Source organism: Streptomyces sp. PSU-S4-23 (assembly GCF_055632315.1).
Map to the genome: position 1 here is coordinate 1,047,235 of NZ_JBVMUU010000002.1, position 11,220 is coordinate 1,058,454.

Here is an 11,220-nt window from a genome sequence, read left to right on the forward strand (position 1 = left end):
TCCGCCGCAAGGCGCTCCGGCTTTCACCGTCGGTGAGAGCGGGAGCCGTCGGCACCCGCCCTGCTTTCCAGAGTGACCTCGTCCGTGCGGTACGTGGGCCTGAGAGATTCCGGGGAGGATTTGCTCCTTCGGCGCCTCCGGATCGCTCCGGAGGACTCTCCCGCACGGGTTCAGCAGCCGTTTGCCAGCGTACCAGCGGGGACATCGCGGGAACCTTCGAGTGGCCGTGTAGCGGAATGTGCTCTTTTGTAGTGCGTAGTCCGCATTGCGACCAATTGGAGGGACCGTGCAGACCGACATCGATCCGCGGAATCTGATCGGCCGCAAGGCGTTCGACCGCAACGGAGCCAAGATCGGCACGGTCGACGAGGTGTACCTCGACGACGCGACCGGTGTGCCGGAGTGGGCGGCCATACGAACGGGCCTGTTCGGCAGGGACGCGTTCGTCCCGCTGGAGCCCAGCGAACTGGTGGAGGGCACGCTGCGGGTCCCCTTCGACCGGGCCCTGATCAAGGACGCCCCGGACTTCGGCGTCGGACGCCACCTCTCCCCCGAGCAGGAGCTGCAGCTCTACCACCACTACGGCCTGGACGTGGCCGCGCCGCCCCCGCCGGCGGACCGCGACTTCGGGCGTCTCGCCGGATCGGAGGAGACGTGAGCCCTGCCCGTCACTGAGCCCGGGCCGCGTTCTGCGACCGGGCCCCGGCCGCGTTCTGCGCGGCACCCGGCTCGGCGCCCTCGGGTCTTCGCCGCGTCCCGGGCGGGTCCCCGGGCGGTCGCGGAACCAGGGGCAGGGGATCCGCCGGCTCCAGCGCGGGGTCGTCGGTGCGGAAGGTGCGCACACGTCCCGGCTCCGAGCCGGGGGTCTCGAACCGGACGGTCACCCGGCCCAGACCGCTGCCCTGCACCCAGCCGGGCCCGTACTCGGCGTGCCGGACGTCGAGTCCCGGGCGCCAGACGTGCTCGGACGGAGTCGCGGGCTGCTCCCCGGCCGCGGGCCCGTCCGCGCCCTCCGGCTCCAGGGGCTCCTCCGCCGCGGCCTCCCCCGCGGAGAGATGGGCCTGGGCGAACAGGTCCTCCTGCGTGTAGTCGGCCAGCCCGCTGACGCCCACGCCGAGGAGCCGTACGCCCCCCGTGGTGTCCACGGAGTCCAGCAGCCGCGCCGCGGCCTCCCGCACCACCGTGGGATCGTCCGTGGGCCCGCGCAGGGTCTCCGAACGGGTCAGGGTCGAGAAGTCGTACCGCCGCACCTTCAGCACGATGGTCCGCCCCGACAGCCCGGCCTCCCGCAGCCGCCGCACGCACCGGTCCGCGAGCCGCTGCACCTCCAGGCCGACCCGGATCCGGTCGTGGATGTCCACGTCGTACGTGTCCTCGACGGACACCGACTTGGTCTCCCGCTCGGCCACCACGGGCCGCTCGTCCCGTGCAAGCGCCATGGCGTACAGCGCGTGGCCGTGGGCCTTGCCCAGCAGCCGTACCAGCTCGTCCTCGCCCGCCTCGGCGATCTCGTCGACGGTGGTGATCCCGGCCCGTCGCAGATGGTCCCCGGTGGCGGGGCCGACGCCCGGCAGGGTCCGCACGGACAGGGGGCCCAGCAGCGCACGCTCGGTGCCCGGCCGTATCAGCACCAGTCCGTCCGGCTTGGCCCGCTCGGAGGCGATCTTCGCGAGCATCTTGGAGGCGGCGAGGCCCACCGAGCCCGTCAGCCCGGTGACGGCACGGATGTCTGCGCGCAGCTTCACCCCGGCCAGCCGTGCCGACTCCTCGTCCCAGGCCGCTCCCCCGGCCTCCAGGTCCACGAACGCCTCGTCCAGGCTGAGCGGCTCCACCAGCGGCGACAGGGCCCGCAGCATGCCCATGACCTGCTCGCTGACCTCGCGGTAGAGCCCGAAGCGCGGCACCAGATAGGCGGCGTGCGGCGCGAGGCGGCGCGCCTGGGCCATGGGCATCGCCGAGTGGACCCCGAAGGCCCGCGCCTCGTACGAGGCCGTGGCCACCACACCCCGCGGCCCGAGCCCGCCCACGACGACGGCCTTCCCGCGCAGGCTCGGCTTGGCCGCCTGCTCCGCCGAGGCGTAGAAGGCATCCATGTCGAGATGCAGGATCGTGGGCGCGGTTCTCACATCTCCGATGCTGCCCTACGCCACTGACAGCTGCTGCCCTACGCCACTGACAGCGCGGTATGCCGGCGGCGCGCCTCAGACGGCCCGGTTGCGGCGCCGTGCCAGCTCGTCCGCCGGATTGGGGCCGACGATGGTCTCACCGGTGTCGACGCGCTCTCCGTGCAGCTGCGACAGCGCGTTCTCGACGTCCCGCCACACGACGCCCACGGCGATGCCGAAGATGCCCTGTCCGCCCTGCAGCAGCGCGTGCACCTCGTCCGGCGAGGTGCACTCGTACACCGTCGCGCCGTCGCTCATCATCGTCATCCGCTCCAGGTCGCGGAAACCGCGCTCCCTGAGGTGCTGGACGGCGGCGCGGATGTTCTGCAGCGACACACCGGTGTCGAGGAAGCGTTTGACGATCTTGAGGACCACGACGTCCCGGAAGCTGTACAGCCGCTGCGTCCCCGATCCGTAGGCGGGGCGCACGCTCGGCTCGACGAGACCCGTCCGGGCCCAGTAGTCCAGTTGCCGATAGGTGATGCCCGCCGCGGCGCACGCCGTGGGACCGCGGTAGCCGATGTCCTCGGAAGCCGCCCCCGCACCGCCCGGCGCGGGCGCCGGCCGCTGGGCGGCGGAGCCCACGGGGCTGCCGGGGTGGACGTACCCCCCGCTGGAACGGAGCCGAGAGCTTGGGGAAGGATACGGACCGCTCTCTCCCGGACTGCGTCCGGGGGCACCCCCAGCCGTACCGCCGCCGCTGCTTCTCACGCCGACCTCCGTCCTTGACCTGCCTTCTCGACGGTAGGCAGTCACCAGGGGTGCGTCAACGATCGCCACACTCGGCACGCCGAGTGATAATCACCCTAGGAGTGGTTTCCCGTGCCCTCCCGTGGGGAAAGGCTAGCCGAATGCCCGAGCGAAGGATCGCCGGACATCGCACTGGCCTTCGGTCCGTGCCCCACCCCGTGGAGCGGCCCGCTCCGCGTGCCGCCGGGTGTTCTCCCGCGGCTTCCGCGCCCCGCCGGGCGCGGCCCGTGCGCGAAGAGTCCGGTGTACGCACACAGTCCCCGGCCGCCCCCGGTCAGCGCACCGCGTCGGCCGGGCCCGCGGGGCCGGTCACTGGCTGCTCGTACCGAAGTCCTCCGGTGAGATCTGGTCGAGAAACTCGCGGAACTTCTCGACCTCGTCCTCCTGCTCGTCCGGGATCGCGATACCGGCGTCGTCGAGCACCCCGTCGCTGCCGTAGATCGGCGTTCCGGTGCGCAGCGCCAGCGCTATGGCGTCGGACGGCCGGGCGCTCACCTCGACACCACTGGCGAAGACCAGCTCCGCGTAGAAGACGCCTTCACGCAGATCCGTGATGCGCACTTCCGTGAGCTCCTGGCCGACGGCCTCCAGCACATCCTTGAACAGGTCGTGGGTCAGCGGTCTCGCGGGCGCCATGCCCTGCTGGGCGAAGGCGATCGCAGTCGCCTCCCCGGGGCCGATCCAGATGGGGAGGTAACGGTCGCCTCCCACTTCACGCAGGAGCACGATCGGTTGGTTGGAGGGCATCTCGACCCGGACACCTACGACATCGAGCTCGTTCACACAGCAACCCTAGGCCGTGCCCGGGACGTTTGGGTAGTCGGGCACAGATCGGGCCGCCGATCCGCCGACGGCGAACGTCAGGGCTCAGGGCAGGCGCACGCCCAGGGCGGACTGCACCAGTGCTGCATGCAGCTTCACCGCGAGCCCGGCCAGTTCCTTCGCGCGTGCCTCGGCGTGCGCCCTGGTCTGCGGATTGCGATGGCGCCGCAACGGGGCCACCACCTGGTCCACCAGGCCCGCCTCGCGCTCCGCGGCGGCCTTCATCATCCGCAGATGGCGCGGCTCGATCCCGTGCCGGCCCAGTTCCGCCACCAGAGTGGCCACCGTGGCCGCCTCCGCCTCGTACGTCCCGTCCGGCAGCGGTGCGACGAGCCCGTACGACTCCCACTCCGCGAGCTGCTCCGCGCAGATCCCGGCGGCTGCCAGCAGCTCCTCCCGGCCGATCCGCGCGCCTGTCGCGGTGTCGGCATCGCCCAGCAGGTCTCCGAGCAGGTCTCCGAGCAGCTCTCCGTCACCCGCGTCGCGCTGCCGGCCCAGGGACGGCAGCCGCACCTCCTCGCCGCGCTCCAGGGCGTCCAGGTGCTCGCGGATGACCTTCAGCGGCAGATAGTGGTCCCGCTGCATCCTCAGCACCCGGCCGAGCCGCTCGACGTCCCGCTCGCTGAACTTGCGGTACCCCGACGGGGTCCGCTGCGGCTCGATGAGCCCCTCCGACTCCAGGAAGCGGATCTTGGAGACGGTGACTTCGGGGAACTCCTCGCGCAGCACGTTCAGCACCGTGCCGATGCTCATCAGGCCGCCGTCCGCGGCGGCGGTGCCGCTGTCGGCACCGCCGCTCGGTGTTTGAAGCATGGACCTTCCCTGGGGTCCCCCCGGACGGTGTCCGGGGGAGGGTCAGATGCCCCGCTGACTTGCGTAGAAGACCAGCCTGTACTTGCCGATCTGCACCTCGTCACCGTTGGAGAGCGCCACCTGGTCGATCCGCTCCCGGTTCACATACGTGCCGTTCAGGCTGCCGACGTCGGCCACCGTGAACGTGCCGTCCGGGCTGCGGCGGAACTCCACGTGCCGGCGGGAGACCGTCACGTCGTCCAGGAAGATGTCGCTCTGCGGATGACGGCCCGCCGTGGTGAGTTCGGCGTCCAGCAGGAAGCGGCTGCCCGAGTTGGGGCCTCGGCGCACCACCAGCAGCGCCGAGCCCAGCGGCAGCGCGTCGACGGCCGCCTGCGCCTCGGGAGACAGCGTCGGCATCGGCGTCTGGCCGGTGGCCTCCGCGTCGTACGCCTCCAGACCCGAGATGGAGATCGTGGAGGTCGTCTCCGACGCACGCTCCGGAACCGCTCCGGCCCGAAGCGGCGCACCGCAGTTGGAGCAGAAGCGGCTGTTCTCCGCATTGCGGTGACCGCACCTTGAACACACCAGGGCCGACATATCCCCGAAACCTATGCGGCCGGAAGCGGCGGGGTCAACCGACGACGCGCCCTGACCTCCGGACATGTCGCCACCCGGCCCGGCCACCTGGTCCCGGAACAGCGGGCGCTGGCCCTCGGCCTCTCCCGGCTGTGCGCGATGGCGGGCAGTCGCGTTGTCGCCGCCCTCTCGCGCGCTCTTGCCGAACAACTTCGCAAACAACTTCACGGGCGATTCCCCTTGACCGAAACAGACCCGCCCGTGGGGCAGGACGAACCCTGACTGCATACACCGGCCGACCCGGACATCTTCACAACGTCCGTATCCACCAGACAGTTTCCACCACGCACCACCCATTCGGTGCGCCGACCCCCCGCAACCTCATGCCCTTGCCGGACCGCCTCCATGCACCGGCGGTTCACTGGGGGGACGACCGAGCGTAGTCAGGCTGCTTCGCCGCTCGCAAGGCGTCCACGACGATCTTCGTGGAACGCTCCACGGTGACCGTGGCCTGCTCCTTCTCCAGAGTCTGCACCACACCTCCGGGGATGTTCAGCGCCGGCTCGAGGTCCTGCGGTTTGCCGATGACCTTGAAACGATAGGGCTGGCTGATCTTGTTCCCGTCGACGCTCACACTCTTGCCCGAATCCGACAGATATGTGTCGGCGACGACTCGCACGCCGTTCACCTGGATGGCCTCCGCGCCGGCCGCGCGCAGCTCCTGGATCGCGTCGAGCAGCATGTCCGCCCGGACCGCCCCCTTCGTGTCCTCGATCGTCATCGTGATCCCGGGCCCCTGCGCGGCCACGGTGCCCGCGAGGATGCCCAGTTGCCTCTCCTTCTCGGCGGTCTGCTTGCGGGCCTCCTCGGCCCGGTCCGAGCTGTTCTCCAGCTCGGACCGCTGATGTTCGAGACCCTGCTTCTCGTCCTGAAGACGCTGCGTACGGTCGTCGAGTTCATCGAGGATGCGCACAAGATCCTCCTGGCGCGCGCCGCGCAGGGCACTGCCGCCGTCGCTGTTGGAGGCGACCTGGACGGCCAGGCCGAAGCCGAGGCCGAAGAGCAGGAGGGCGACGATGAGTTGGGCTCGCGTGACGCGCGGCGGCCACAGGGCCTTCAGCAGGCGCCCGCGGCCGCTCAGCGCCGGCCCGGGCTCCTGCTCCCCGTCCGGCGTCCGTGCGGTCCCGGTCGCCGGTGCGGGGACCTCCTGCGGCAACTCCCTGCGCAGCCGGTGCTCGGGGGCCTGCGGCGGCTCGGGCTTGTGGTCCTCGTTGCTCATCGCCCTCACGCCCGGAACACGTGCCGGCGGATCGCCGCCGCGTTGGAGAAGATGCGGATGCCGAGGACGACCACCACGCCGGTGGACAGCTGCGCACCGACACCCAACTTGTCGCCGAGGAACACGATCAGCGCCGCGACCACCACGTTCGACAGGAACGACACCACGAAGACCTTGTCGTCGAAGATGCCGTCGAGCATGGCCCGCAGGCCCCCGAACACGGCGTCGAGCGCCGCGACGACGGCGATCGGGAGGTAAGGCTCGACGACCGCCGGAACCTCGGGCCTGACCAACAGGCCGACCACGACTCCGACGACGAGGCCCAGTACGGCGATCACGATGTGCCCTTCTCTGTGCTCGGTTGTGCTGTGCGTACGGTCACACTCGGCGCGGCGGGCAGCCGGACGTCGCTCTCGGCGGAGATGCGGGTCCGGATCCCGTAGTTCTCCTGAAGCGCATGCAGGTACAGCCCGTCGGCGCTGTTCTGGAACCTGGTGCTCAGCCGTCGCCCGTCCCCCACCGCGAGCACCGTGTACGGCGGCACCAGCGGCCTGTTGTCGACCAGTATCGCGTCACCCGCGGCCCTGATCGCCGACAGCGCGGTCAGCCGCTGCCCGTTGATCGCGATCGCCTCGGCGCCCGACTCCCACAGGCCGTTGACGACGCGCTGCATGTCGCGGTCGCGGACACGTCCGGTGTCGGAGAAGCCGGAGGTCTCGCGCGGGTTGCCGTCGCCCCCCGTGCTGGCCTCCTTGGCGTCGTTCACGACCAGTTTCACGCCCGGGCCGTGCACCGCGACGGCGCCGGACAGAAGCCCCACCAGATCCGCTCGGCCGCTGCCCCCGTCCTTCTTCAGGGCCTCGCGCTGCCGTGCGCTCACGTCGTCGCGCAGCTTGTCGACCGTGCCCTCGAGCTTGTCCGCGGCCGCGGTCTCCCGCTGGATCCGGTCGATGAGCTCCTGGCGTTCCCTGGCGACCGTCGGGGCCGCTATGCGCGCCTGCGCGGCGCCCACGGTCACCACGACCGCGGCGAGCACCAGACCGGCCGCGAGACCGAGCTTGGCCCGCACCGTTCTGGGCATGCCACCGGCGTCGTCGGCCGTCTTCCGGGCGGCGGCCTCGGCGTACCCGTCGTCCAGGCTGTGGTCCATGACGTTGGTGAGCAACGACATGGAGGCGTCCGGACGCGGGGGGCGCGAGGTTGTGCTCCGAACGGGGGGCGGCTGCGGCATGCCGCACATCGTCGCACGTCGCGTGCGCTACCTCCGAATGGCCCCACCGACGTGCCGGACAGGCCCCCTTGGGGGCACTTGTCCGGCACGCGCGCGTGGTGTGCGATTTATCGCCCGGCGCTGTCCACGACCGCCGACCACTCGTCGAGCAGGGCCTGCGCGGACGCGTCGTCGGGTCCTTCGGCCCACAGATGGGTGACGGCCTCGGCGGGGTCGGGCAGCACCAGCACCCACCGCCCGTCGGCCTCCACCACCCGCACGCCGTCGGTCGTGTCGACGGAGCGCTCCCCCGCCTCCTCCACGACCCGGCGCATCACCAGGCCCTTGACGGCCCAGGGGGTCGCGAGATCGCGCTTGAGGACGTGCGCACGCGGGATCCGCGCATCGATCTGGCTGAGGGTGAGCTGCGTCCGCGCCACCAGCCCGATGAGCCGTACGAAGGCGGCCGTGCCGTCGAAGACGCTGCTGAACTCGGGCACGATGAACCCGCCGCGCCCGTCACCGCCGAAGATGGTCGACTCCTCCCGGCCCACCCGCGTGAGGTCGTCGGGTGACGTGGTCGTCCATTCGACCTGCGTCCCGTGGTACGCGGCCACCTGCTCGGCGATCCTCGTGGTGGTCACCGGCAGCGCCACCCGGCCGCTGCGCCGCTCGGCGGCGACCAGGTCCAGCATCACCAGCAGTGCCCGGTCGTCCTCGACGATCCGCCCCTTCTCGTCGACGAGGGACAGCCGCTCGCCGACGGGGTCGAACCGCACCCCGAACGCCGCCCTCGACGACGCCACGATCTCCCCGAGCCGCACCAGTCCGGACCGCCGGGTGTCGGCGGACTCCGTCGGCCGGGACTCGTCGAGACCGGGATTGATCGTCAGCGAGTCCACGCCAAGCTTGCCCAGCAGGCTCGGCAAAACCAGCCCCGCACTGCCGTTCGAGGCGTCCACCACGACCTTGAGGCCCGACTCGGCTATCCCGGTGGTGTCGACGCTCCGCAGCAGCGACCCGGTGTACGAGTCGAAGACGCTGGACGGGAAGTACAGGTCCCCGATCTCACCGGGGAACGCCCGCCGGTACTCCTGCCGCGCGAACACCCGGTCCAGCTTGCGCTGGCCGGCCTGCGACAGATCGGCGCCCTGCCCGTCGAAGAACATGATGTCGACGGAGTCCGGCACGCCGGGCGACGTCCGGATCATGATTCCGCCGGCACTGCCCCGCGCCGTCTGCTGCCGGGCCACCGGCAGCGGGACGTTCTCCAGGTCGCGTACGTCGATGGCACTCGCCTGGAGGGCCGAGATGACCGCACGTTTGAGGGCGCGTGCCCCTCGGGAGTGGTCGCGGGCGGTGGTGACCGTGGACCCCTTCTTGAGGGTGGTGGCATACGCGCCGGCCAGCCGGACAGCCAGTTCGGGCGTGATCTCCACGTTCAGGATCCCGGACACACCACGTGCGCCGAAGAGGTGCGCCTGCCCCCGGGACTCCCAGATCACCGAGGTGTTGACGAAGGCGCCGGCCTCGATGGTCTTGAACGGGTAGACCCGTACGTTCCCCTGAACGATCGATTCCTCGCCGATGAGGCACTCGTCGCCTATGACGGCGCCGTCCTCGATCCTGGCCGCGCGCATGATGTCGGTGTTCTTGCCGACCACACACCCGCGCAGATTGCTGTGCTGGCCGACGTACACGTTGTCGTGGACGACGGCCTTGTGCAGAAAGGCCCCGCTCTTCACCACGACGTTCGAGCCGACGACGGTGTGCTCCCGGATCTCCGCACCGGCCTCCACCTTGGCGTAGTCGCCGATGTAGAGCGGCCCGCGCAGCACCGCGTCGGGGTGCACCTCCGCGCCCTCCGCGACCCATACGCCCGGAGAGATCTCGAAGCCGTCGATGTCGACGTCGACCTTGCCCTCCAGAACGTCGGCCTGCGCCTTCACATAGCTCTCGTGCGTGCCGACGTCCTCCCAGTAGCCCTCGGCGACATAGCCGTAAATCGGCTTGCCCTCCTTCATCAGCTGTGGGAAGACGTCGCCGGACCAGTCGACGGGCACATCGGGCTCGACGTAATTGAAAACCTCGGGCTCCATGACGTAGATGCCCGTGTTCACGGTGTCGGAGAAGACCTGACCCCAGGTCGGCTTCTCCAGGAAGCGCTCGACCTTGCCCTCGTCGTCGACGATGGTGATGCCGAATTCCAGCGGGTTCGGCACACGCGTCAGACAGACGGTGACCAGGGCGCCCTTTTCCTTGTGGAAATTGACCAGATCGGTGAGGTCGAAGTCGGTCAGGGCGTCACCGGAGATGACGAGGAACGCGTCGTCCTTCAGTGCTTCCTCGGCGTTCTTGACGCTCCCGGCGGTACCGAGTGGCTTCTCCTCGTTGGCATAGGTGAGCTCCATCCCGAGCTCTTCACCGTCACCGAAGTAGTTCTTGACCAGCGAGGCCAGGAACTGGACGGTGACGACGGTCTCGTTGAGCCCATGCCGTTTCAGCAGCCGCAGCACGTGCTCCATGATCGGGCGGTTCGCCACAGGCAGGAGCGGCTTGGGCATGCTTGAGGTCATGGGGCGAAGGCGCGTGCCTTCGCCTCCCGCCATTACGACGGCCTTCATGTCGGAAGCGTCCTCCTCGAAGAGACGACGGTCTAGCCGACTTCACCCGTCTAGATTGTCCCGCAGTTTTCCTGCGCGGGCCATCGAGCCACTACGGCCGCCCAATCGGCGGGCTCAATCGGCCATGGCGTCCGCCCTGACAAGTCGGCGGACCTGAACCACGTAGAGGACTCCTGCCCACCAGTACAGCGTTGTACCCCATCCGGCGAACGCCCATCCGAAAATAGCAGCGAGTGACGCGATCCATCCACTTCCGTCGCTGAGGAGCAGCAGCGGGAAGGCGTACATCAGGTTGAACGTCGCGGCCTTGCCCAGGAAGTTCACCTGCGGCGGCGGATAGCCATGGCGCCTGAGGACACCCACCATCACCAGCAGGACCAGCTCCCGCGCCACAAGTACAGCGGTCAACCAGAGGGGGAGAATCCCGCGCCATGTGAGGCCGACCAGTGTCGACGCGATGTAGAGCCGGTCGGCCGCGGGGTCGAGGAGCCGGCCGAGGCTGCTGATCTGGTTCCAGCGCCGGGCGAGCTTGCCGTCCAGGTAGTCGCTGATGCCGCTCAGCACGAGCACCAGCAGGGCCCAGCCGTCGCTCTTGGGCCCGCCGAACTCGGGCCTGAGGATCAGCCACAGGAAGAGGGGCACGCCGACGAGCCGCGCCATGCTGAGGATGTTGGGGATGGTGAGGACCCGGTCCGTCTGGACACGGGTCTCCTGGACCTCCACCCGGGAGCCTCCTGCGGGAAACGAGCCGACGATGCCCCCTGACCTTACCCGCAGGGTTCCCACCGCGGTGCGGAGGGGGCGGTGCCACCGAGGCCGAGCGGCAAAACAAAAGCTCCGGCCCTCGGGCGAATGCCCAAGAGCCGGAGCCATAAAGGAAGTTCGGCGGCGTCCTACTCTCCCACAGGGTCCCCCCTGCAGTACCATCGGCGCTGTAAGGCTTAGCTTCCGGGTTCGGAATGTAACCGGGCGTTTCCCTCACGCTATGACCACCGAAAC

At 70.0% G+C, this 11,220-nt stretch carries 11 protein-coding genes, 1 rRNA gene and 1 riboswitch; of the genes, 1 reads left to right on the top strand and 11 read right to left on the bottom strand.

Features of this window, described 5'->3' with window-relative positions; translation table 11 throughout:
• Positions 1-77: 77 nt before the first annotated feature.
• A riboswitch (glycine riboswitch) is annotated at positions 78-173 on the bottom strand.
• A 113-nt stretch (positions 174-286) separates the two neighbouring features.
• Positions 287-658, top strand: a complete 372-nt coding sequence (locus ACZ79I_RS05620) for a PRC-barrel domain-containing protein (protein ID WP_471494654.1) — start codon at positions 287-289, stop codon at positions 656-658.
• A 10-nt stretch (positions 659-668) separates the two neighbouring features.
• On the opposite strand, the gene ACZ79I_RS05625 is transcribed toward ACZ79I_RS05620, so the two are convergent.
• The 11 genes from ACZ79I_RS05625 to rrf form a co-directional block, all read right to left on the bottom strand.
• Positions 669-2,126, bottom strand: coding sequence for a DNA polymerase IV (locus ACZ79I_RS05625; RefSeq protein WP_471494656.1), 1,458 nt, complete (start codon positions 2,124-2,126; stop codon positions 669-671).
• A 75-nt stretch (positions 2,127-2,201) separates the two neighbouring features.
• Complete coding sequence (locus tag ACZ79I_RS05630; RefSeq protein ID WP_471494658.1) at positions 2,202-2,876, bottom strand: MerR family transcriptional regulator; 675 nt, start codon at positions 2,874-2,876, stop codon at positions 2,202-2,204.
• 348 nt (positions 2,877-3,224) lie between these two features.
• Positions 3,225-3,698, bottom strand: coding sequence for a bifunctional nuclease family protein (locus tag ACZ79I_RS05635; RefSeq protein WP_004002801.1), 474 nt, complete (start codon positions 3,696-3,698; stop codon positions 3,225-3,227).
• 84 nt (positions 3,699-3,782) lie between these two features.
• On the bottom strand, positions 3,783-4,550 hold the full coding sequence (gene ftsR, locus ACZ79I_RS05640) for a transcriptional regulator FtsR (RefSeq protein WP_471494660.1): 768 nt from the start codon (positions 4,548-4,550) through the stop codon (positions 3,783-3,785).
• 42 nt (positions 4,551-4,592) lie between these two features.
• Positions 4,593-5,465 carry an FHA domain-containing protein gene (locus ACZ79I_RS05645; protein WP_471494662.1) on the bottom strand — a complete coding sequence of 291 codons (873 nt, stop codon included), beginning with the start codon at positions 5,463-5,465 and terminating at the stop codon, positions 4,593-4,595.
• 61 nt (positions 5,466-5,526) lie between these two features.
• On the bottom strand, positions 5,527-6,387 hold the full coding sequence (locus tag ACZ79I_RS05650) for a DUF881 domain-containing protein (protein WP_471494664.1): 861 nt from the start codon (positions 6,385-6,387) through the stop codon (positions 5,527-5,529).
• A gap of 5 nt (positions 6,388-6,392) precedes the next feature.
• Positions 6,393-6,725 carry a small basic family protein gene (locus ACZ79I_RS05655; RefSeq protein WP_019708255.1) on the bottom strand — a complete coding sequence of 111 codons (333 nt, stop codon included), beginning with the start codon at positions 6,723-6,725 and terminating at the stop codon, positions 6,393-6,395.
• Positions 6,722-7,558, bottom strand: coding sequence for a DUF881 domain-containing protein (locus ACZ79I_RS05660; protein WP_471494667.1), 837 nt, complete (start codon positions 7,556-7,558; stop codon positions 6,722-6,724). The genes ACZ79I_RS05655 and ACZ79I_RS05660 overlap by 4 nt, the downstream gene beginning before the upstream one ends.
• A gap of 167 nt (positions 7,559-7,725) precedes the next feature.
• Complete coding sequence (locus tag ACZ79I_RS05665; protein ID WP_471494670.1) at positions 7,726-10,221, bottom strand: sugar phosphate nucleotidyltransferase; 2,496 nt, start codon at positions 10,219-10,221, stop codon at positions 7,726-7,728.
• A 114-nt stretch (positions 10,222-10,335) separates the two neighbouring features.
• The gene (locus ACZ79I_RS05670; RefSeq protein ID WP_471494672.1) at positions 10,336-10,944 is read right to left on the bottom strand and encodes a CDP-alcohol phosphatidyltransferase family protein; all 609 of its coding nucleotides are present in this window, start codon (positions 10,942-10,944) and stop codon (positions 10,336-10,338) included.
• Positions 10,945-11,101: 157 nt separating this feature from the next.
• Positions 11,102-11,218: ribosomal RNA gene (rrf, locus tag ACZ79I_RS05675) — 5S ribosomal RNA — on the bottom strand.
• Positions 11,219-11,220: the final 2 nt, after the last annotated feature.